Origin of the sequence: Candidatus Kuenenia sp. (assembly GCF_039794105.1) — a bacterium.
Taxonomy (GTDB): Bacteria; Planctomycetota; Brocadiia; order Brocadiales; family Brocadiaceae; genus Kuenenia.
In genome coordinates this window covers 56,626-78,943 of sequence record NZ_JBDIWA010000001.1, presented here as the reverse complement: position 1 = coordinate 78,943, position 22,318 = coordinate 56,626, and the positions used below count along the sequence as shown (strand labels likewise).

The 22,318-nt window shown below is 40.6% G+C and carries 17 protein-coding genes and 1 tRNA gene; 8 read left to right on the top strand and 10 right to left on the bottom strand.

Translation table 11 applies throughout. The features are described 5' to 3' along the window. The first annotated feature begins 132 nt into the window (after positions 1 to 132). The 5 genes from ABJL82_RS00285 (at position 133) to ABJL82_RS00265 (ending at position 4,337) form a co-directional block, all read left to right on the top strand. Positions 133 to 456: a DUF503 domain-containing protein gene (locus tag ABJL82_RS00285; protein ID WP_347272685.1), complete on the top strand. Its 324-nt coding sequence runs from the start codon at positions 133 to 135 to the stop codon at positions 454 to 456. Positions 457 to 507: 51 nt separating this feature from the next. After that, positions 508 to 885: a 30S ribosome-binding factor RbfA gene (rbfA, locus tag ABJL82_RS00280; protein ID WP_347272684.1), complete on the top strand. Its 378-nt coding sequence runs from the start codon at positions 508 to 510 to the stop codon at positions 883 to 885. Continuing rightward, on the top strand, positions 882 to 1,754 hold the full coding sequence (gene hisG, locus ABJL82_RS00275; RefSeq protein ID WP_347272683.1) for an ATP phosphoribosyltransferase: 873 nt from the start codon (positions 882 to 884) through the stop codon (positions 1,752 to 1,754). Before rbfA ends, hisG begins: the two co-directional genes overlap by 4 nt. A 220-nt stretch (positions 1,755 to 1,974) precedes the next feature. Then, positions 1,975 to 3,543: a tetratricopeptide repeat protein gene (locus ABJL82_RS00270; protein ID WP_347272682.1), complete on the top strand. Its 1,569-nt coding sequence runs from the start codon at positions 1,975 to 1,977 to the stop codon at positions 3,541 to 3,543. 44 nt (positions 3,544 to 3,587) lie between these two features. Next, on the top strand, positions 3,588 to 4,337 hold the full coding sequence (locus ABJL82_RS00265) for a YebC/PmpR family DNA-binding transcriptional regulator (RefSeq protein ID WP_347272681.1): 750 nt from the start codon (positions 3,588 to 3,590) through the stop codon (positions 4,335 to 4,337). A gap of 197 nt (positions 4,338 to 4,534) precedes the next feature. Here the strand turns inward: ABJL82_RS00265 and ftsH are convergent, their stop codons facing one another. After that, positions 4,535 to 6,436 carry an ATP-dependent zinc metalloprotease FtsH gene (gene ftsH / locus ABJL82_RS00260; protein WP_347272680.1) on the bottom strand — a complete coding sequence of 634 codons (1,902 nt, stop codon included), beginning with the start codon at positions 6,434 to 6,436 and terminating at the stop codon, positions 4,535 to 4,537. 404 nt (positions 6,437 to 6,840) lie between these two features. Between ftsH and ABJL82_RS00255 the strand changes: the two genes are divergently transcribed. Further along, positions 6,841 to 6,916, top strand: a tRNA-Phe gene (locus ABJL82_RS00255). A gap of 269 nt (positions 6,917 to 7,185) precedes the next feature. Beyond that, complete coding sequence (locus tag ABJL82_RS00250; RefSeq protein ID WP_347272679.1) at positions 7,186 to 8,469, top strand: S41 family peptidase; 1,284 nt, start codon at positions 7,186 to 7,188, stop codon at positions 8,467 to 8,469. A 127-nt stretch (positions 8,470 to 8,596) separates the two neighbouring features. Here ABJL82_RS00250 and surE read toward each other — a convergent pair whose 3' ends face one another. From surE to mutL, 9 genes are all read right to left on the bottom strand, one after another. Continuing rightward, positions 8,597 to 9,355 (bottom strand): 5'/3'-nucleotidase SurE, encoded by a 759-nt coding sequence (gene surE / locus ABJL82_RS00245; protein ID WP_347272678.1) that lies wholly within the window; start codon positions 9,353 to 9,355, stop codon positions 8,597 to 8,599. 109 nt (positions 9,356 to 9,464) lie between these two features. Then, positions 9,465 to 10,463: an SHOCT domain-containing protein gene (locus ABJL82_RS00240; RefSeq protein ID WP_347272677.1), complete on the bottom strand. Its 999-nt coding sequence runs from the start codon at positions 10,461 to 10,463 to the stop codon at positions 9,465 to 9,467. A gap of 5 nt (positions 10,464 to 10,468) precedes the next feature. Beyond that, on the bottom strand, positions 10,469 to 11,830 hold the full coding sequence (gene radA / locus ABJL82_RS00235) for a DNA repair protein RadA (protein ID WP_347272676.1): 1,362 nt from the start codon (positions 11,828 to 11,830) through the stop codon (positions 10,469 to 10,471). Positions 11,831 to 12,168: 338 nt separating this feature from the next. Then, positions 12,169 to 14,649: an ATP-dependent Clp protease ATP-binding subunit gene (locus ABJL82_RS00230; protein WP_347272675.1), complete on the bottom strand. Its 2,481-nt coding sequence runs from the start codon at positions 14,647 to 14,649 to the stop codon at positions 12,169 to 12,171. A gap of 7 nt (positions 14,650 to 14,656) precedes the next feature. Beyond that, on the bottom strand, positions 14,657 to 15,724 hold the full coding sequence (locus ABJL82_RS00225) for a protein arginine kinase (protein ID WP_347272674.1): 1,068 nt from the start codon (positions 15,722 to 15,724) through the stop codon (positions 14,657 to 14,659). After that, on the bottom strand, positions 15,711 to 16,211 hold the full coding sequence (locus ABJL82_RS00220; RefSeq protein ID WP_347272673.1) for a UvrB/UvrC motif-containing protein: 501 nt from the start codon (positions 16,209 to 16,211) through the stop codon (positions 15,711 to 15,713). Before ABJL82_RS00220 ends, ABJL82_RS00225 begins: the two co-directional genes overlap by 14 nt. Before the next feature lie 39 nt (positions 16,212 to 16,250). Then, positions 16,251 to 17,549, bottom strand: a complete 1,299-nt coding sequence (gene hxlA / locus ABJL82_RS00215) for a 3-hexulose-6-phosphate synthase (RefSeq protein ID WP_347272672.1) — start codon at positions 17,547 to 17,549, stop codon at positions 16,251 to 16,253. Between the two features lie 14 nt (positions 17,550 to 17,563). Further along, positions 17,564 to 17,929 carry a 6-carboxytetrahydropterin synthase QueD gene (gene queD, locus ABJL82_RS00210; RefSeq protein WP_347272671.1) on the bottom strand — a complete coding sequence of 122 codons (366 nt, stop codon included), beginning with the start codon at positions 17,927 to 17,929 and terminating at the stop codon, positions 17,564 to 17,566. A 222-nt stretch (positions 17,930 to 18,151) separates the two neighbouring features. Next, on the bottom strand, positions 18,152 to 19,933 hold the full coding sequence (gene mutL, locus ABJL82_RS00205) for a DNA mismatch repair endonuclease MutL (RefSeq protein WP_347272670.1): 1,782 nt from the start codon (positions 19,931 to 19,933) through the stop codon (positions 18,152 to 18,154). 394 nt (positions 19,934 to 20,327) lie between these two features. On the opposite strand from mutL, the gene ABJL82_RS00200 reads away from it, so the two are divergent. Beyond that, the gene (locus tag ABJL82_RS00200) at positions 20,328 to 22,313 is read left to right on the top strand and encodes an alpha-1,4-glucan--maltose-1-phosphate maltosyltransferase (RefSeq protein WP_347272669.1); all 1,986 of its coding nucleotides are present in this window, start codon (positions 20,328 to 20,330) and stop codon (positions 22,311 to 22,313) included. Positions 22,314 to 22,318 lie beyond the last annotated feature (5 nt).

Below are 22,318 nucleotides of genomic sequence, written 5' to 3'. Positions count from 1 at the left end.
GTCAAATGAAAGAAAACAATATTTATCCAAGGTAGCGCAATAGCTACATTAATTTTAAAAAGAGAGTATATTTTGTTTGTATTTTAAAATAATTAATATCAACAATTAAATCAATTTTACCCATGCAGCGCTATGAATTTGGAATTTTGCAAATCTGACGATACAATGGTTGGTTTGTTGTGTGTACGTTTGATTATCCGTAATGCAAGAACTTTAAAAGAAAAACGACGTGTCATAAAAAGCTTAAAAGATCGTGTAAAAAATAATTTTAATGTCTCAATATCGGAAACAGGTGTATTGGATAATTGTCAGTATTCTAACTTGGGAATTGCAATGGTGGGAAACGACAGACAGTACGTAAACAGCACCCTTTCCAATTTAATTAATATGTTTGAATGTGCATCCTCATTTGAACTTGCCGGATACCGTATGGAATTTATGTATTCCCAGTCGTAATAAAATGTTTCGTGGAATTTATTTTTATAAAAGGTGGGTTGATTACGGCTTATGTCTAAAAGAAGAGCGGAAAGACTATCTGAATTTATTAAACAGGAAGTAAGTAAAATTATACTTTATAAAGTAAAAGATCCAAGGCTGAGTTTTATAACAGTAACCGAGGTGGATATATCAGCAGATTTGAAAAATGTAAAAGTTTATGTCTCCGTGCTTGGTGACGAATCAGAGCGGAAAAACACCCTGTGTGGGCTGGATCATGCCAAAGGATTTATACAGGCGGAGTTGGGGTCTTGTTTGCGGATAAAATATACCCCTCACTTGAAATTTTGCCTGGATGAATTAACGGAAAAACGTAATCGTATCTTAAAAATTATTGACGAAGCAGTTCGTGGAAGTTCTGTAATTGAAAAGAATGGGTCGGAAGAATGAAAACATTAAATTTTGGTTTGCCGAAAGGCAGTTTGCAAGAATCTACTATTGACATGATGAAAAAAGCGGGCTATACGGTTCGCGTCAATTCGAGGTCATATTACCCTACAATTGATGATGATGAAATAACTATAAGACTAATTCGGCCGCAGGACATGTCAAGGTTTGTGGAAAGAGGTATTATTGATGCGGGACTAACAGGTGCAGACTGGGTAAAAGAGGCAGGTTCTGACGTTAAAGTAGTGGTGAACCTTGTCTATGCGAAACAACAACTTACAAAAGTCAAATGGGTATTGGCGGTTCCGGAGGATTCAGAAATACGGTCTGTGCAGGACCTAAATAATAAAAGCATCGCTACGGAGTTGGTTAATGTTACCAGACAATATCTTGCGGAGAAAGGAATTGTTGCTGATATTGAATTTTCTCATGGTGCTACAGAAGCAAAGGCGCCTGATTTGGTCGATGCGATCGTAGAGCTTACCGAAACAGGTAGCAGTCTCAGGGCAAATAAACTTCGCGTAATAGATACAATTATGGAGTCGGCAACCCAGCTTATCGCTAATCACCAGTCATGGAAAGATGATTGGAAACGCACAAAAATAGAAAATCTTGCCATGCTTTTTGAAGGAGCAATCATTGCACGTGAAAAAGTTGGATTGAAAATGAATGTACCGGGAGAATCCTTGGAAAAGGTGTTAAAACAATTGCCTGCACTGAGAAAACCCACGGTCTCTACCTTAAGCGAAGGCGCCGGTTATGCGGTTGAAACAATGGTAGATGAAAGCATCGCGAGAAACATTATTCCGGCATTAATCAGGGCTGGGGCTGAAGGAATTATTGAATATCCATTAAATAAAGTAATACTTTAACGAGCCGTAACTATTTAACCAATTGAAGTATTATAGCGCCATCATGTCACTTTCTCCTCACTTAATAGTCGCTATTTTTTAAAGAAGGCTCGATACGGACAATCGGTAGCTGTATACGGATTCGTCGTATATCTTATTTTCCATTGGGCAGAGGTATTGCTTCGCCAGTAGTAACTTGTTATTTTATTTAAAGCTTACAAAGTGTAAAAAGAAATATGAAATGTTTTGGAAATCATTTACCATTACTGTTTTATCCGTAATTATCTTCTTTCTGGAGTTTTTGGGATGTAGCAATAGTAATATTACCATTAGACAAAATTCTCCAGTATCCGGTAAAGGGGTATTTCTACTCTTAAAAAGAATGGAAGATGCGTTTTCCTACTTTAGTGCGGGGTACTTTTTTTTACTAGAGAGAAATTGGGAAATGGCTGCGGATAATTTTGAAAAGGCGAATGAAATAGACCCCTCTTCTGAGAGAATCATAAAGCATTTGGCTACCTGTTATTTTCAATTAGGTGAGAATGAAAAAGCTATAAATGCCCTCGAAAAACTTGCGAATCAAACCCCACAGGAATTCAGCTTTCATTACACACTGGCCACTCTCTACGAAGCGGTTGGCAGAAAGAAAGAGGCAATTTCGGAATATGAATATGCCAGAAAATGTAAAATTACCAAACTGGACGAAGTTTTTCTGGCAGACGCCCTCTATAGGCTTGCAAATATTTATATAGAACTGGGCATGATAGAAAAAAGTGCGGAGTGTTTTAACACCATGTTTAATATGAACATTATTGCCCGTCCGGCAAAGTTTCATTATGAAATTGGATTAAAATACTTTGAGAAAAACATTGTTGAAAGGGCGTTGGAACATTTTTTGATAGCAAAAAAATATGACCAGGAATTATTTTTTTCGAGCTTTTATATAACACTATGCTATGATTTTTTAAATGATTATGATACTGCGGTTGAAGAAGCGAAGGAATTCCTTCTTAAAGAACCTGAAAATTGGGTAATGCGCCTTACACTCTCCGAAATTTATGAGAAATTGGGGAAAAAATCGGAAAGAGATGAAGAAATAGAAAAAATTAAGGAAATTATTGAAAATAACATAGAGATAGGCAGCAGGAATCCAAGAGAATATTTTTTACTCTGTCAGATATATAGTAACCAGAATAACATTGACGAAGCGATAAAAACAATTGAAAAAATGAGATTGTTACCATTAGAAGCAGAAACAGAAAAGGATGTTCACTTTATGTTGGCCAATCTTTATTACCAATGTCAAAAATATGATAAGGTGGAAGAAGAATTGCATTTGGCCATAAAGATAGACCCTGATTTTCACGAGGCCAACAATTTCCTTGGATATTTTTTTGCGGAAAATAACAGAAATATTGACGAGGCAATTACATTAATCAATAGAGCCCTTAACTCTCAACCAAAAAATGGCGCGTATCTTGATAGTTTGGGTTGGGCATACTATAAAAAAGCGCAAATAGAAGAAAGAGATGATTATTTATTCTTGGCGCTTCAAAAGCTGGAAGAGGCGATTAAACTATTGGAAGACCCAGATATTTTGGAGCATCTGGGAGACGTTAATTATAGTCTGGGCAGTTGGTACGATGCGTTGGGCGCATGGGAAAAGGCAAAGGTATTGTATGAAAAAATACACGTCTATGAAAAACAATTAGAAAATTTGACACGTAAAATTGACAAAATAAAACGTCTCATTTCTTTGGAAAAAAACAGTACAAAAATAATAAAACGTCATTTAGAGAAAAAAATATAGTTTGAAAATTTAAATTCTATGTATTTAAGTGGGGAATAATACACTTGGCAGGACATTCACATTGGGCTGGGATAAAACATAAAAAAAGCATTGCTGATGCTAAAAGAGGCAAGGTGTTTTCTAAAATATCCAGGATGATTACTATCGCTGTCAAAAAAGGCGGTAGCGACCCTAATATGAACCCGAAACTGGAACTTGCTATAAGTAAGGCGCGGATGGCAAATATGCCAAAAGACAACATAGAGCGTGCGATACAAAAAGGCATCGGAACGGGAGGCGATAATATCGAATTGCAAGAATGCTTGTTTGAAGGGTATGGGCCAAATGGAATAGCAATAATGGTAGATGCGTTAACCGATAATAAAAATAGAACCGTACCAGAACTAAGAAAACTATTTGAAAAATTTGGCGGCAATATGGGTGAAACAGGTTGCGTTTCCTGGATGTTTGAGAAAAAAGGCATTATATTGGTAAACAATAATGTGTGCGTAGAAGATGAATTTATGATGCTGGCGTTAGATGCGGGTGCAGAGGATTTGCAAACAGTGGAGGAATATTATCAAGTGTTATGTGCTCAGACTGATTTGGATGCAGTTAAAAAAGCTATTGAAACTCAAAATATAACCATAGAGAATGCAGAAACAAGCTGGTTGGCAAAAAATACTATAGAGGTGGAAGGAGAAGCATATAGAAAAGCGCTTCAGCTTATAGAGGCGCTGGAAGATCATGATGATGTAAATAACGTTTACTCTAATCTGAACTTTGCACAAGAATTTTTTAAGGCTGAAAAGTAAACGCTTTCCCAAGAGTATAAATTTTGTTTTTTTGAAAGTTGAGGTGTGTTGCTTGCACATGGATGGAAAAAGCACGCAGGAATTTAGCAGTAGTGTGCATAATTATTTTACGCCTTCTACACACGATGGGCAAAGCCATATTTTTGTTGCGATTTTTCAAAAAACCAGATTGTTGTCCTCTGTTTATTTATTTAGTTTTACGCTGGTAATTCATCTGGTGAAAGATTCTCCTCTTTATCACCATTGAATGAAATATCCTTCTTTTTTAAATGTAATAACTCGAGTACTTGTTCTCCGTCAAGTACTTCACATTCTTCGAGTTTTTTTATCAATACATTAAGCTTATCCCGGTTGTCCCGAATTAATTTTCTCGCTTTTTCGTAACATTCATTGATGATTTTAGTCACTTCTTCGTCAATTGTAACGGCGGTTTTTTCGCTGTATTCCTTCTCCTGAACAAGATCATGTCCGAGGAAAATATTACCCGATTGCCTGCCAAAAGTCTGAGGGCCTATTCTCTTACTCATACCAAATCGGCAAACATAATTTCTTGCTAGTTTTGACACCTTTTCAAGATCATTTTGGGCGCCGGTTGAAATTTCATCTAAAATAATTTCTTCAGCGGCCCTGCCCCCAAGCAAGACACAGATATTTTCCAACAGTTCAGATTCCGTTGTTAAATACTTATCTTCTATCGGCAATTGCATGGTATATCCCAAAGCAGCTGTTCCTCTGGGAATTATGGAGACTTTATGTACTGGATCGGTTTTGGGTAATACCGCGGCAATAAGCGTATGGCCTGATTCGTGTATAGCTACAGTTTTTTTCTCGGTTTCACTCATAATCCTGCTCTTCCGCTCAGGTCCTGCCAAAACTCTGTCAATTGCAGCTTCCAGATCTTCCATCCCAACAGAATTTTTATTGTGCCTTGCCGCAAGAAGCGCCGATTCATTAATAACGTTTGCTAAATCGGCTCCGGTAAAGCCGGGCGTGCGTTTTGCTATCGTTTTAAAACTAACATCCGGATCTATTTTTACACTTTTTGCATGAACTGCCAAAACGGCTTCTCTTCCTGAAAGATCAGGTCTGTCGATCGTTATTTGACGGTCAAAGCGCCCTGGACGTAACAAAGCGCTATCTAAAACATCCGGCCGATTTGTTGCCGCAATAATGATTATGCCCTTTTGTGAATTAAAACCATCCATTTCCGCCAAAAGCTGGTTTAAGGTTTGTTCCCGTTCATCGTGCCCCCCGCCAAGCCCCGCTCCCCTTTGCCGACCCACACTATCTATTTCATCGATAAAAACAATACATGGCGCCTTTTCCTTTGCCTGCTCAAACATATCCCGCACACGAGCAGCGCCCATGCCGACGAACATCTCAACAAAATCCGAACCGCTGATAGAGAAAAAATGTACCCCGGCTTCTCCCGCAACTGCTTTTGCAAGAAGTGTCTTTCCCGTGCCTGGAGACCCTATCAAGAGAACGCCTTTGGGAATTTTCCCCCCCAGTTTTTGAAATCGATCGGGATAAGCAAGAAAATCCTTAATTTCTCTTAATTCTTCTTTTGCTTCATCACATCCGGCGACGTCGGCAAAGGTTATTTTTTGTGTGCCATTATCAGAATAAAGTTTGACTTTTGCTTTGCCAAAAGACATGAAAGGGGAACCCATGCCGCTAAATTTCTTTAATAACAAAAACCAGACAAGCGTCATAACACCGAAAGGTATAATCCACCACATAATCATGCTTTTTAGGAAATTATTTTCCGATGCACCTTTAAAACGTACTTTTTGTTCCTCAAGTTCATTCACCAACGCTTGGTCTTGTATAGGAACAGTAAAAAACGCAATCTTGTCTTCTTCACCACTTTCAGCGGAAAGTTTTTTATAATAACCTCGAATAATATTTTGACCCACGGTGCACTCGGATATATAACCATTCTTAAGATAGAGTCTAAACTGGCTATAAGACACTTCTTCTGCTTTTGGAGAAAAAAACATCTGTGCCAGATATACAATAGCAAAGAAAAGTAGGATGTAACCAAGGGAAAAAGACCGCCGTTTGTTATTTTTTATGGGATGGTTATCTTTGATCATGTAATTAATAAAATAAAACAAAATATAATATAAATGTTAAAAAAGATAGACGAAACAACAAATTATATTAGAAAATAAGTCTATTGTCAAAATTTAAATCCCTGCTTCCAAGGATGATGTCAAAGTTCCGCTAAAAAAACAAATATGCCAAAGGCAGGTGAAAGGGTCTGCGGTGAATAGAATAAAAATTAGCGAATATATATGGACTGGATTTTAAGACCTGTGTAGTACAGGTATACCCGCTAATGAGGGCGGATAAAAAAATACGCATACTGCCTGTCAATTCAGGCATATGCTTCGCCATTTAATGCTGGCGGGTAAATAAAAAACTTGACTTATCGCCTGTTTCATACCTATAATATCGCCACTGCATTAGTGCTGTATGAATGGAAAATTAATAAATGGGGCAGATAGCTCAGTTGGTAGAGCACAGGACTGAAAATCCTGGTGTCGACGGTTCGATCCCGTCTCTGCCCACCACTTACAATCCTTCAAAGACCTCCCGTTTTTATCACCCGTCCGTATCTTACAAACACAGCAATACAAAAAAGCAACGTTTTTCCTATTGCAAGTTTTTTACAAAAACACAAATATACGGTATAGTATTACCTTATACAAATACAATGGAAATCGTGGCAACATTTCTGGAAAAGCAACGTATCCTTAAAATATCTTTCAAACCATTTCACTATCAAAAAGTCATTGTTTTATAGTTTTATAAATTAATTATTTTCAGGAAGCAAAGGAAAATGAAAAAGGGTCTATTTGTTTTATTATTGTATACAATGATAATTTTTGCAGTCAGTGTCTCCGCAAATACATTTACATTGGGAGCGCCAGCAAATGCTGGGATAAAACGGGCAAATCAGCAAACCCGTGATTTTATATATAAGGAGTTTGAAGAATTTGTTAAGGTAATAAAGGCTCTGCAGGAAAAGTATGTTGAAGAATTGGATATTAACACTATTTTTACAAACGCATACCGCGGAATGCTGTCGGAGTTGGACCCCTTCAGTCAATATATAAGTCACGAAGAATTAGAAGAGCTTAAGATCGAAACGGAAGGGGAGTTTGAAGGTTTAGGTATCGAAGTAATTGTCAGGCATGGGCTAATAACCGTAATAACCCCCATACTTGATTCTCCAGCATTCAAGGCAGGGATATTGGTAGGAGATCGCATTCTCAAGGTTGATGGCATACCAACCAAAGACATAACTATTCGTGAAACCGTAAAACTCCTTCGGGGGAAGCCGGGTACGACAACAACCCTTACTGTTTTGCATGAGGGAGAATCTATGCCGGTGGATATTACAATACAGCGGGCAAAGATCCATGTAAACAGCATAAGAGACGTAAAAATGGTGGATGAAACGGAGAAGATTGGCTACTTAGCTCTGATAAATTTCCAGGAAAACACCGTTGATGATCTGGATAAAACAGTGAAAGAATTATTGAAGCAAGGCATGGAAGGTTTAATATTGGACTTGCGATTTAACCCTGGAGGATTGTTGAGCGCTGCCGTGGGTGTTTCTGACAGATTTTTAAAAAAGGGCGTTATTGTTTCAACCCGAGGCAGAGGTCCTGACCAAAACATTCTATACCGCGCCCGCAGAGGCGGCTCCTATCCTGATTTCCCGCTGGTAGTACTGGTAAATAACGGAAGCGCCAGCGCATCTGAAATTGTCGCCGGAGCGATAAAGGATAATAAACGCGGTTTGCTGGTAGGCATGAAAACATTTGGCAAAGGATCTGTGCAGAGCCTGGTTCCAATACGCGAAGGCAATGCCGCCTTAAAACTAACGACCGCCAAATATTATACGCCATCGGGAGAATGTATCCACGAAAAAGGGATTGAACCCGATATTGAAATTCCGCTTGATTTTTCCCAGATGAGGGAATTGCAGGTAGAATTGTCAACGGCGAAAATAAGCAGGAAAGCGGATGATAAGGAAAAAGAACCCCCTCTCTTCAAAGATTTGCAACTCGAAAAGGCAAAAGAGGTAATAAAAGGCATGGAAACTGGCGGGAAATAAAATAACTAATAAGAGAATGGGCATTAATTCATGGATTTTTTACTACGGGCAAGGGGCAGGCATACCTGCTTTTTTCTCCAATTTAAGAGAATACGTTTTTCAAAAGACTAAAGTGTTACCATTGTTTCTATTGCCAATCCCACCCCTCAATTATTTTATGATGTTGGTAATCTGTGCGGTCATAACGAAGGGGGGTAATGGAGATATACCCGTCACTAAGCGCACTCAGATCGGTTCCTTCTTCATGGTATTTGGATTTATCTGTTCCTGTCAACCAGTAATAAGCCCTGCCGCTTGGGTCAATACGCTTTTGAAAGACTTCTTTAAAGTCCTGGGTGAATTGGTGCGTTATCTTGATCCCTTTTATCTGATCAGGCGGAATTGCAGGGATGTTTACGTTTAAGAGTAAATTTTTGGGGAGTTTATTGCTTAAAATACGTTGTATAACGCCTTTTGCTACCTCTGCCGCCCTGTGGATGTCATCATAGTGTTCTGTTATTTCGAAGGAAACCGCGATGGATGAAAATCCCATTACCGTGGCTTCCACCGCCGCCGCTACCGTTCCGGAATAAAGGATGTGGATACCCACGTTTGCCCCCATATTTAGTCCCGATATGACAATGTCAGGTTTCTCCTGCATAATCTCATTTACGGCAAGTTTTACACAATCGGCCGGCGAACCGTTAACGCCGTACCCGATAAATTCATTGTTCATGTGCACTTCCCTGATACGCAAGGGTTGGTTGAAAGTGATGGAATGCCCCACGCCGCTTTGCTCAATATCCGGCGCAACAACGGTAACGGTTCCCAGATCCTGAATATAGCGTTTTAACGAAGCGATTCCCGGTGCATAAATACCATCATCATTTGTGAGCAAAATCTGCATATGTTTTATCCTTAATAAGGAGTCTGCCGTATATTAAGCTGGACACACGTAATGATCATATTTTTTATCAATCTTCCAATATGGATTTTTTGCATTGATACCTTTGTAATTAAAACAAATCAAGCAACGCCTTTTTCTTTCTACTATGGTCTTCTTCTGTAATAAACCCCTCCTCCAGTAAATCTTTTATTTCCCTGAGCTGATTTTTTATATCCATATCATTCATTCCATTATTCAAAAGCATTTCCTTTTTATAATCATAGTCTTCCTGCAAAAGAATCCCGTCATTGAGTAGTTCGCGCAATATAAGTAATTTGGCTTTGATTTTACTTTCCCTTTGAACGACATTCGCGCCAGGTTCCACTTGTTGATAACCGGATGAAGAGTGAATATTGCTGCCAACTTTTCCTCTTTTTTGCGGTTGGCCATAGAAATCAGACCCGCCTGACCCGGCAATGTCAGGTTTTTTTATTTCAGGACTCCGGTATGTTTCTTCTGATATGTTCATAACCAGCCAGTTTTTGTGCCCAGGTTCAAATGCTTGTCCATACGCAGGCAATAACGTCCAAAAACGACTGCCTTTTATCTTAGTAGGGTCTTCCTTTGCCGTACCCATCCCTTTTTTCTCAGACACCAAATCGCTGTACGTTTGGAACTTTTGTACCCGGCTAAAAACGATATTGAGACGGCTATCCCTCATAAACATAACGCAGTAGTTCTGTTTATCCGCGAAAAACGGCCGCCCTGAGTACGAAACAACCTCTATTACCTGTGCAGGAGTTGCAACGGAAAAGGCCTGGATAATCAAGGGCACAAGCCTGCTGATTTCGTCATCCTGAAAGACGTTCACAGATGTACTCTTTTTCAAAAGCCCCTTTTCTTCGAAATAAATCTGCGATAATACATTGCCGATAACATCACTGTTCATTTCATAAGGATGATTGAATTGCAAAGAACCCCTGTTTGTTTTAATGGATAATTCTTTATGCCTCACCTTAATCTTCCCATCCTCATATGTTTCCGCGCGAATTGCACCCGCAACATGAAAAGATAGCATACAGAAGATAATACTAAAAAACATATTGGTTTTTTTAAACTGTGTATTCATTGAGTTCACCCAATTATTTCTACGGCTTCTGAAAGGTAACATATTTCAATTAATTCAATCCCAAAATCTTTTCCTAACCCTTTAGCGTTATCTTTTGGAATAACAGCTCTTTTAAAACCCAACCGTTGAGCTTCTTTTAATCTGATTTCAATTTGATTTACACTTCGCACTTCACCGCCAAGGCCAACCTCGCCAATGACTACCATATCCGGAGGTATTGGTTTCTCTTTAAAACTTGAGGCAATTGTCATTGCGATACCAAGATCCGCCGCAGGTTCGTAAACATGAACCCCCCCTACAATATTCACAAAGATGTCCTGTCCTCCCAATTTTAAACCAATTCGCTTTTCAAGTATGGCAAGGAGCATCGATACCCTGTTGTAGTCAACGCCGCTGACTTTTCTTTCCGGCATGCCAAATGTTGCCTTTGTTGCAAGAGCCTGAATTTCTACCAGCAAAGCGCGTGTTCCTTCCATACAGGGAATAATTGTAGAACCTGCGCTTACTCTCATCCCCTGTGAAATAAAAATCTCTGATGGATTGTCAACAGGATGTAATCCGTTTTTTCTCATCTCAAAGATTCCAATCTCATCCGTGGATCCAAATCGGTTCTTAACAACCCTTAGAATGCGATAGCATTGAAATTTTTCTCCCTCAAAGTACAAAACGGTATCAGCCATGTGCTCCAACACCTTTGGACCTGCAATTATACCTTGTTTGGTTACGTGTCCTACCAGAAATATTGCCGAACCCGTAGATTTCGCGGTAAAAATCAGTTCATTTGCGCATTGCCGTACCTGGGCAACGGTGCCCGGAGAGGATTCTAGCTGGGGCTTATAAATCATTTGGATGGAATCAATCACCACCAGGGTAGGATGTGTGTTGTGGATATTTTCTAATATAAAATCTAAATTTGTCTCAGAAACAACGAGTAATTTAGGTGACAATACGGATAGCCGCTCCGCCCTGAGTTTTGTTTGAGCAACGGATTCTTCTCCTGTGACGTAGAGCGTGGTATATCCTTTTTGACTGACATGCTGGCATACCTGTAAAAGGAGTGTTGATTTGCCAATTCCCGGAGTTCCGCCGATCAATACCGCAGAACCAGCAACCAAACCTCCCCCCAGAATTCTGTCGAATTCGCCGATTCCCATTTCGATACAAGGACAATCCTGGAGTTTTATCTCAGTTATAGGGGTGGGAAGTTGCCTGTCAAGCACGGCCGACAAAGAAGTAGCACCAACGGAATCATTACTATATTCCTCGACAGTGGAATCCCATTCTCCGCAACCGCCACAACGCCCTACCCACTTTAAACTTTTCCATCCGCAACTTTGGCAGACGTAAACAACAGATGTTTTCGCCATGTATCGTGAGAGTTATTCACCCCTCAATTGTTTCGTGCACCAAAATAAAAAAGGGCAAAAAAAAGCCCTTTTAAAATTTTTACCAACAAGAATTATGGTATTAAAAACACATTAAGCGACGCTTGCAGAGCCTGGATATTTTCAAAGGATTATTTGTTGCCGCTAAAAAAAAAAGAAATGTAAGCCGGAAATGATTCTATAATGCTGCTTTATGTAATAATGTTATCCAACAAATTTTTATTTAATGTTACACCCCTATTTGCATAGCGTATGGGCGAAGCATTTGCTATAAACTGGCAAATGCTTCGCCCATAGTTTGTTGGCATATCTCAAATTAATTAAATGCCATTTTCAGCATTTACCAGCACCGGTTCCGGTTCTTCAACAATATCCTCGAACACCAGCTTGCCATCTTGCAATAAAACTTTCACACTGGATTTTCCTTCGAATCGTCCCTGCAAAATTTCCTCAGAAAGAGGATCTTCTAAATAATTTTCAATAGCCCTCCTGAGTGGCCGGGCGCCAAAATTTTGATCATATCCCTTGTCTATAAGGAAATCCAACGATTCATCCGTCATTGTAATGCTGATTTGATACGGTTCCAATCTCTTTTTCACGTCAACAAGTTCAATTTCAACAATCTTCTTCAAATCATCTTTGTTTAAAGGTTTAAAAACAATAATATTATCTATTCTGTTTAAAAACTCCGGACGAAAATGTTTTTCTACCTCCTTTTTCAATTGTTCTTTCATTACCTCGTAGTTATCCTTCTCTGAAGCTTTGCGAAATCCTAAAGAGGCCTGATTTTTAATAACCTCCGCACCAATATTTGAGGTCATAATAATGATAACATTCCGGAAATCAACATGCCTGCCGAAACTATCGGTAAGTTTTCCTTCATCCATGATCTGTAACATCATGTTAAAAACATCCGGATGCGCCTTTTCAATCTCATCTAATAAAACAACCGCATAAGGACGGCGGCGAATTTTTTCAGTTAACTGCCCACCTTCCTCGTAGCCGATATAACCCGGAGGAGCTCCTATTAATCGCGAAATACTGTGCTTTTCCATGTACTCTGACATATCAATCTGTACAAGAGAACCTTCTTCTCCAAAAACCAATTTAGCGAGAGATCTTGCCAAATGTGTCTTGCCAACACCGGAAGGGCCTACAAAAATAAAAGAGGCCACAGGGCGATTTGGATTTTTTAGTCTCGCGCGTGATCTTCTGATTGCCTTGGAAATTGCCCTGGTTGCCTCTTCCTGGCTTATCACCATTTTATGAAGTTCCTCTTCCATGTGAAGCAGTTTCTTTGCCTCTGTCGATTCTATTCGTGAGATAGGTATGCCGGTCATTTTCGACACGACTTCATCAACAATTTCAACATCAACCTCCCCTTCCAATTCAGCATGTTTTTCCCGCCACTCTTTTTCGACAACTTCCTTTTTCTTTTTCATTTTGTCCGCTTTATCCCTTAACCGTGCCGCCCTTTCAAAATCTTGTATTGCCACGGACTCATCTTTTTCTTTTTCCAGCCGGATAATTTCGTCTTCCAGATGTTTTACGTCCGGCGGTTGCGTGGTTGCTTTGAGTCTTAACCTGGCGCACGCCTCATCGATTATATCAATAGCTTTATCGGGCAAAAATCTTCCGGTAATATAACGAATGGAAAGTTCTGTAGCGGCTTCTAATGCCTCATCGGTAATTCTTACTTTGTGATGGGATTCATAACGGTCGCGAAGTCCTTTTAGTATTTCAACCGTCTCTTCTTTCGAAGGCGGCTCTACGATAATTGTCTGGAACCTTCTCTCGAGCGCACCATCTTTTTCTATATATTTTCTGTATTCGTCCAAAGTGGTAGCTCCAATACACTGTATTTCTCCCCGGGACAAGGCGGGTTTTAAAACATTGGATGCATCTATGGCGCCCTCTGCCCCCCCTGCGCCGACAAGGGTATGCAACTCATCGATAAAGAGTATGATGTTTTTTGCCCTTTTTACTTCTGACATTACCGCCTTGATCCTCTCTTCAAACTGGCCTCTGTATTTCGTACCGGCTACCATCATTGCCAGATCAAGGGCTACTATTCTGCGTCCTCTCAGCAATTCAGGAACATCCCCGTGAACCACTACCTGTGCAAGGCCTTCAACTATCGCAGTTTTTCCCACGCCGGCTTCCCCCAGAAGAACAGGATTGTTCTTTGTTCGCCTGCATAAAACCTGAACAACACGTTCAATCACATCTTTCCTTCCAATAACCGGATCAAGTTCTTTTTCTCTGGCCTGCTGTGTAAGATCGCGCCCGAAAGAGTCAAGCGCAGGAGTTTTGGAACGGCCTTTCTTTTCTTCTTTTTCCTGTGACTGATTGTTTTGCGCCGATTCCGACCCCAGCAAACCAATTACTTCCTCCCGTACTTCTGCAGGTTTAACGCCCAGGTTCAATAATACCTGCGCGGCTACACCTTCCTGTTCCTTCAACAAACCCAACAATAAGTGCTCCGTTCCTATATAATTATGTCCCAACGCCCGCGCCTCTTCCATCGCATATTCCAGCACCTTTTTTACGCGGGGCGTGAACGGAAGCTGCCCTACTGATACCAGATCAGATCCGCCTTGCACTATTTTTTCTATTTCAATACGTATTTTCTTTAATTCAACATCTAAATTTTGCAGAACATTAGCCGCAACACCGCTTCCTTCTTTCACCAGTCCCAATAATATATGTTCTGTCCCAATGTACTCGTGATTAAACCGCCTTGCCTCTTCCCGCGCAAGGGCCATAACCTTTCTGGCACGGTCAGTAAATCGATCAAACATAAAACACCTATCCTTTCAAAGTTTCTATCTTTTCAAGCCGTTTCCTTACATACAACGCACGAATTATATTTCTTTGCGAAGAAGTAAGCTCGCGCCCTTCTAACTTTTGTAAATGTCCCGGTAAAGTAAGAACAAAAAGTTCATTTAATGTTTTCATTTCAATATCATTTATAATTCCCAAATTAACGCCCATCCTCACTTGCGAGAGAAGATGCATGATTTCTTCCGAAGTAATCATGCGTGCAACCTTCAGCATCCCGTACGATCTCCACACGCGATCTTCCAGTTGTTCCCTGCTTTCAGCGATCAGGGCCTTTCTTGCAATCCGTTCGTAACTGGTAATCCTGGGAATTACCCCTTCAATAATTTCAATAATTTCGGCCTCTGATTTTCCAAGGGTAAACTGGTTTGAAATCTGATATAAATCCCCGGAGACCTGCGTCCCTTCTCCGTATAACCCTCTTACTACCAAGCCAAGCTTCATTACGGCATTAAATACTTTTTCTATATGATGTGTCATTCCCAACGCCGGCAAATGAAGCATTACCGATGCCCTCATCCCCGTACCAACATTTGTGGGACAGGCCGTCAGATATCCAAATTGCGATGAATACGCATAGTTTATTTTTCTTTCCAGTTTGTTATCAATAATGTCTATCGTTTTCCATGTTTCCCGAAGCTCAAGGCCGGAACGGATTACCTGTATTCTTATATGGTCCTCTTCATTGACCATAACGCTAATATTTTCCGATTTTTCAAAAGCGACGCCTCTTTCTTTTTCACCTTCAGCATGTTCCCTGCTAATAAGGTGTCTTTCTACGAGAAACAGCCGGTCAACAGAAGAAAGTTCTGACAGGTTAATATAACTAAGGGCAGGGGCAACGTCCGCTTCTATAATCTTTGTTCTTATAAGTTCCTCAAGTTCCTTCTTTTGTTTTACATTAGCACGGGAAAGAAAGGGATATTTTGCCACATTTCTCGCAAGGCGAATCCTGCTGCTTATAACAATGTCAGATTCCGGTCCCGTTCCCCTAAGCCATTCACCTGTATTATCAGCCAAATCACTTATTTTCATTATTATCGCCCGAAAGTTCGTATATTTTATCTCTCAACTCAGCCGCCCTTTCATAATCTTCCTTTTCGATTGATTTATTCAATTCATTTCTAAGCTGCATGAGTTCATTTTTTTTAATCATTTCTTTCCCCGCCCTGGAAGGCACCTTTCCCACATGCTGTGCGCTGCTATGCATTTTTTCAAGCAAAGGGATTAACCCCTTTCTGAAAACAGTATAATCCATAGGGCAACCAAGTCTCCCGTGTGAACGAAATTCCAAATATGATAATCCGCAAACAGGGCAGACAATCTTGGATAACTCGTTTATCCCCGGAGCAACCTGATTAATAAGATTTGTTAATATTTCTGTAGGAGAAGGTACCTTGGCAATCTGCGTGCTTACCCCTTGCGCACATTCTTCACAAAGATGCCGTTCTTTCTTCACATTACCAACGATTTCCGTCAAGTGCACGGTTGCGTATTTTTTGTTGCAGGATTCACATTTCATGCTTTGTCACCCCCCCATAAATCTTTCCGCGGGAAAACATTACTTCTTTTCCCATTTTAACAAATCTGTCACTCTTCCTAAAGAACTTTTTTCAGATAATATTTCTTTACGAATCCTATTTTCTTTTTCCAGACAATCCATGCCATAGTTAACGCTGATTTCAGATTCCGCCTGAGGCACTGCCATAAGCCCGTCCTCATCCCCGATTATCCAATCCCCCGGCATGATTTGAATTCCGGAGATATTCAGAGGCACATTAATTTCCCCCAATCCTTTGGGTTCTCCCGCATCAGGCATGACTAATTTTGTATACACGGGAAAATTCAATTGCTTAATTTCCGCCGTATCGCGAACCGCCCCATAAACTACCAAACCGCTTAATTTTTTTTGTATAGCGCTGTGCGTAGCCAGTTCTCCCCAAACAGCAGGCCCCGTTCCGCCGGCGTCAATTACGATTACATCCCCTTCTTTCGCAATATCTATGGCTTCTACCGGCTTAGCCCAGTCGCCGGGATAGGTTCGAACGGTAACGGCCGTGCCTATAAGTTTTACGGAAGGGTTTACCGGATACAGCCCTACAATACTTTTCGCGCGATGACGGCCATCGGATATGTTTGCGGTCGAAAGTTTCATGAACGCATTCCGGACGTCTTCACGGGTTACTCTTTTGAAAAAACCGGTCTGAATTCTTCTGTTTTCTTTAACCGCTTGCCTGATATTGTTTGCCGCATCCCTGGCGTTTTCTGATTTAGTGATATATCCGCCAACAATTACGATTTGCGCCCCGGCATTGACCGCATCAACAACATTTTCAGAATTTATGCCCCCCGCGACAGCAACAGGGGTATGCGCATTTTCGCATATGTGCCGTAATACATCAAAAGGTGTTTTTCCGCTCATTTGATCGTCGATTGCGGTGTGGATAGAAATATAATCGACGCCGCATTTTTCAACAATTCCGATACGTTCATCAATTGCGTCGGCATCCATAAAATCAGCGCATACTTTTATGCCATAATTTTTACCGGCCAACACACATTCCCGTATCGTTGCGCCAGGCGCATTGCCCATTACCACCGCAATATTGGCGCCTGCTTTTGCAGCCATTTCCATTTCTACGCGTCCGGCGTCCATAGTCTTCATGTCAGCAACCAGCGTCGTATCGGGAAATATTTCTCTCAGCCGGCGAATGGCATTCATTCCTTCGCTTTTTATAAGCGGGGTACCTATTTCCAGCCAATCAGCGCCCCCTTCTATTGCCTCACAGGCGACCTTTATCGCCCTGTGAATGTCCACAAAATCAAGGGCCACCTGAATAATTGTATGCTTTTCAGACATTATTTAAAAAAACCTTATTCAAAATACGTTGCGCCACACCGGTCTGATTCCCACGTAGTAACCTTTTCAACCTTTATGCCTGAGGGCATGGCACTTGTTAATTCTCTGTAGATTATTCTGGAAATGTTTTCGGTGGTTGGGTTTTCGGCCTTAAAATGTTCCATGTCATTTAAGTAAGTATGATCAAATTTTTTTGTAATGTCTCCGATAAGTTTTTTTGCTTCTCTGAAATCAATAACCATGCCGAGATTGTCCAGCTTTTCTGACTTCAAAACAACCTGAACCTTCCAGTTATGGCCGTGAAGATTTTCACACTGTCCTTTATATCCCCGAAGATTATGTGCCGCTGCAAAATCCGTATCGATTATAAGTTCAAACATGTATTGCTCCGGAAAGAAATGGTTTTTAAAGAAAGGTATTACTAAATGCTACATTTTTTCGTAAAAGGGACGGGCAATTGGACGAACATTACTTTTTACCTGAAGCTTTGAAAAAAGCTTATCCGCGGTAAAATTAAAAGTCAAGGGTTTTTAATCGAAAGAATGTGCTTAAAGTCTCTTTATAAAAAAACATAGGATAACCATCCCTTCATTTTAAATGGGTCATTTTCTTTTGAAATGTTTGTACAATTCATCCAAAGAAAGAGATAGTGTCGTCGGACGGCCATGGGGGCAGTTATTTGTATAGGCATTGATATTTTTTTTCTTTTCCATGAGTTCTTCTATTTCCTGATACTCTAATCTTTGTCCCGCTTTTACCGCGGCCTTGCATGCCATGATATTGACTAATTTATTCATGACACCTTCATTGCCCTTCCGGGAATCTTCCTCGCCAAAATCGTGCGTCAGGTTTTCTATAAATTCTTTTCCATTTAAATGTTTCAGGATTTGTGGAAAGGAACGAATCATTATGGTATTGCTTCCAAATTCCTCAATCTCTATGCCAATGCCTTCCAGTTGTTCTTTTATACTTAATACGAAAAAAAAGTCTTTTGGGTTCAATTCCACAAGTTCCGGTATCAGTAATCGCTGGCGGGGGGATTGAGAGGACTGCATTCCTTTCAATATCGCATGGTACAGGATTATTTCATGCAAGGCATGCTGGTCTATAATATTCAACCCTTCACTCGTCTCTTCTACAATAAAGGCATTATGTATCTGGAAATACCTTTTTTTGCCGGAGACAATCGCTTTTCCAACAGATATCTCATCTCTTATTGGCGGCGCAATAGTGTGCTTCACATCCGTAAATGGCTCTGACACGGGCGTTTTTCCCACTGTTTTTTCAAAAGGGAATTGTTCCCATAAAGAGGTGTTTCTAGAATCAACCGTATCTGCATTTCCCCAGTCTCTTTGAAATGTCTTTTCCGGCGTCACTATATCTATGGATTTGGGTTGAGATTTATTCAAGGCGTCTTTTAGCGTAGAGAGCACATAATTAAAAACAACACTCTTATTACGGAACCTTACCTCCGTTTTTGTAGGATGGACATTGACGTCCACCTCAGACGGCGCAACCGTTAAAAATAAAAATACTATGGGGTATCGTTTGCTCATTAATTTCCCATGGTAAGCGTCGCTGATTGCACGGTAAATAGCCGTATCTTTAATATAACGTCCGTTTAGAAAAATAAATTGCAGCCTTCCATTCGCTTTATTCAGAAATGGCGGTACAATATATCCCTTGAGGGAAAACATCTCTTCCCGGAGAAAAGCGGATAAAAGATGTTTTTTCAATTCACTGCCAAAAAATGTCTCAATTCTTTCAATTACTTCCTGAACGGGTGGAAGGTTGAATACCGTTCTGTTGTTGTGTCTTAACGTAAAATGGATATTCGGATAACACAGGGCAAACCGCGTTAACACGTCTGAAATATAAGACATCTCCGTGGGCGCCGTTTTCATAAATTTCTTACGCACGGGAGTATTAAAAAAGAGATCCTGCACCTCTATCTGCGTGCCTTCCGGCGCCCCGCATTCTCTCACATCGCCAATGCGGCCACCTTCGATTTTTATTTCTGCGCCGCTTATCGCCCCTCTTATTCTCGAAGTAATTTTTGAGTGAGATACTGCACCAATACTGGGCAGGGCTTCGCCGCGAAACCCCAGTGTGTTTATCGCAAACAAATCTTCCGCGCTGGATAGTTTGCTGGTAGTGTGGCTTCGGAAAACAAGAGCAAGGTCTTCCGCGTCAATACCAACGCCATCGTCGGATATTCTTATCAGTTTTCTTCCCCCGTCTTCCAGATAAACATCGATCCTCTTTGCCTCTGCATCAATGGCGTTTTCAACGAGTTCCTTCACCACAGCGGCAGGCCTGTCAATTAACTCGCCTGCCGCAATTTTATTAATTACCGACGGAGGAAGAATTTTAACTTTGCCCATTTTCACACACTGCCCTAAATCCTAAACAAAAAATACTCACAGTAAAAGCCATGGTAACCCTTTTTTGATATTGTTCATTATCAATAGTAAATTGCCTCTTATCCCCTGACACGACACCTTTTTTCATGATACACAACAAATTTATCAGATGCATTTAACATTGACTATTATTATAATGCTATTCCAAATTAAATCTTAACGTTTTTATAAAAAAACACGCTTTCCTTTTACAATATTTATCAATAACTTCAAACTCATTGTCACCGGGTTACGAATTATTTTACCGAAATAACTCCCCTTACCCCACCAGCATTGGACAGGGGCAGACACACTTTCTTGCAGCTAATTTAACTTAAAAATACCAACTTCAAACCTTTAAACAACAGGAACACAAATGGAATTTGAAGGAAGAAAAAGGGTCATTATTGAAAACGTAAAGCCGCAAATCGATTGCGGACGGTTTCCTGTAAAACGGGTCATCGGGGAAAAGGTCGTGGTTCGGGCAGACGTCTTTACCGACGGACATGACGAAGTTGCCTCTGTACTGCTATACCGTAATGCAAAAGAAAGAACCTGGCAGGAAATACCAATGAAATCAGTGGGAAATGACCGATGGGAAGGAAACTTTACTGTCCTGGAAATTGGCGTCTGGTATTATACCATTGAAGGGTGGGTGGACCACTTTACTACATGGCAAAAGGAGTTGAAGAAAAAGTATGATGCAGGTCAGGAGATAGACGTAGATATCCTGACGGGCGTTGCCTATATTCAAAAATCAGCAACGCTGGCATCTGGCAATGATTCCAAAAGACTTCACGCATTTGCAAGCGCCATAAAAACAGAAAAAAATACCGATGAAGCCCTCGTTCTTGTCTTTGATGAGGGATTAACTTTGCTTATGAAAACCTGGCCGGACAGGAGTCTCTCTACTATTCATGATAAAGAATTGCGTGTAGTGGTTGACAGAAAAAAGGCTCTTTTCAGCGCATGGTATGAGCTTTTCCCGCGTTCCTGTAATTCTGAACCGGGGAAATCCGGCGCGCTGAAAGACTGTGAATCAATCATCCCTGAAATCGCAAAGATGGGTTTTGACATATTGTACCTACCGCCAATTCATCCGATTGGTATAACTAACCGGAAAGGAAAAAACAATTCTCCTGTCCCGCAGAAGGGAGACCCGGGCAGCCCGTGGGCAATCGGGTCGCACGAAGGCGGACATACATCAATACACCCTTCTTTAGGCGCTGAAAAAGACTTCAAGTCTCTTATTGAAAAGGCAGGAAAATACAATATCGATATCGCAATGGATATTGCATTTCAATGTTCTCCCGATCATCCATACATAACGATGCACAAAGAGTGGTTCAAAATACGTCCCGATGGGTCAATACAACATGCGGAAAACCCGCCTAAAAAATATGAAGATATTGTTCCCCTTAATTTTGAAACAGAAAACTGGAAAGACCTCTGGCATGAGTTGAAAAACGTGCTTTTTTTCTGGATTGAACGCGGGGTTCGTATATTCCGGGTGGATAATCCCCACACAAAACCTTTTGCCTTCTGGGAATGGTTAATAGAAGAAACGAAAAAAATATATCCGGATGTAATCTTCCTTTCAGAGGCTTTTACGAGGCCAAAAGCAATGTACCGGTTGGCAAAAGCAGGGTTTACGCAATCATATACCTATTTTACATGGCGGAATACAAAACAGGAATTGATTCAGTACATCACTGAACTCACACAAGAAGAGTTAAAGGAATATTTCAGGCCAAATTTCTGGCCAAATACGCCGGACATTTTACCTGAACAACTGCAATACGGGGGGAGATCCGCATTTATAATACGGCTTATCCTGGCAAGTACACTGTCTTCCAACTATGGTATTTATGGCCCTGCCTTCGAACTGTGCATAAACGAAGCGGTAGCGGGGAGGGAAGAGTATTTTAATTCTGAAAAGTATGAGATAAAACAATGGGACCGGGATGCGCCTGGAAATCTGAAGGATCTGATAACAAGGATAAACCGGATACGAAGAGAAAATGCGGCGCTGCAGGACACATGGAATATACAGTTTTACGAAGTCAATAATGAATATCTCCTGTTCTACGGAAAGGCAACAGAAGACCTTTCCAATATTATACTCGTCGTTGTTAATCTGGATCCGCACCACGCTCAATCAGGATGGGTCCGTGTTCCGGTAAAAGCATTAGGAATAGACACGAATCAATCATATCTTGTGCATGATCTGTTGAGTGAAGAAAAATACGTATGGCAGGGGGAAAAAAATTATGTAGAACTCCGGCCGGACGCCACCCCTGCATATATATTCAGAATCAGAAAAAAACTGAGGAAAGAAACCGATTTTGATTATTATATGTGAAGGAG

Coding starts and splice junctions, on each gene's coding strand:
- ABJL82_RS00285 (WP_347272685.1), top strand. CDS start 133: ATGAATTTGGAATTTTGCAAATCTGACGATACAATGGTTGGTTTGTTG.
- rbfA (WP_347272684.1), top strand. CDS start 508: ATGTCTAAAAGAAGAGCGGAAAGACTATCTGAATTTATTAAACAGGAA.
- hisG (WP_347272683.1), top strand. CDS start 882: ATGAAAACATTAAATTTTGGTTTGCCGAAAGGCAGTTTGCAAGAATCT.
- ABJL82_RS00270 (WP_347272682.1), top strand. CDS start 1,975: ATGTTTTGGAAATCATTTACCATTACTGTTTTATCCGTAATTATCTTC.
- ftsH (WP_347272680.1), bottom strand. CDS start 6,436: ATGATCAAAGATAACCATCCCATAAAAAATAACAAACGGCGGTCTTTT.
- ABJL82_RS00250 (WP_347272679.1), top strand. CDS start 7,186: ATGAAAAAGGGTCTATTTGTTTTATTATTGTATACAATGATAATTTTT.
- surE (WP_347272678.1), bottom strand. CDS start 9,355: ATGCAGATTTTGCTCACAAATGATGATGGTATTTATGCACCGGGAATC.
- ABJL82_RS00240 (WP_347272677.1), bottom strand. CDS start 10,463: ATGAATACACAGTTTAAAAAAACCAATATGTTTTTTAGTATTATCTTC.
- radA (WP_347272676.1), bottom strand. CDS start 11,830: ATGGCGAAAACATCTGTTGTTTACGTCTGCCAAAGTTGCGGATGGAAA.
- ABJL82_RS00230 (WP_347272675.1), bottom strand. CDS start 14,649: ATGTTTGATCGATTTACTGACCGTGCCAGAAAGGTTATGGCCCTTGCG.
- ABJL82_RS00225 (WP_347272674.1), bottom strand. CDS start 15,724: ATGAAAATAAGTGATTTGGCTGATAATACAGGTGAATGGCTTAGGGGA.
- ABJL82_RS00220 (WP_347272673.1), bottom strand. CDS start 16,211: ATGAAATGTGAATCCTGCAACAAAAAATACGCAACCGTGCACTTGACG.
- hxlA (WP_347272672.1), bottom strand. CDS start 17,549: ATGTCTGAAAAGCATACAATTATTCAGGTGGCCCTTGATTTTGTGGAC.
- queD (WP_347272671.1), bottom strand. CDS start 17,929: ATGTTTGAACTTATAATCGATACGGATTTTGCAGCGGCACATAATCTT.
- mutL (WP_347272670.1), bottom strand. CDS start 19,933: ATGGGCAAAGTTAAAATTCTTCCTCCGTCGGTAATTAATAAAATTGCG.
- ABJL82_RS00200 (WP_347272669.1), top strand. CDS start 20,328: ATGGAATTTGAAGGAAGAAAAAGGGTCATTATTGAAAACGTAAAGCCG.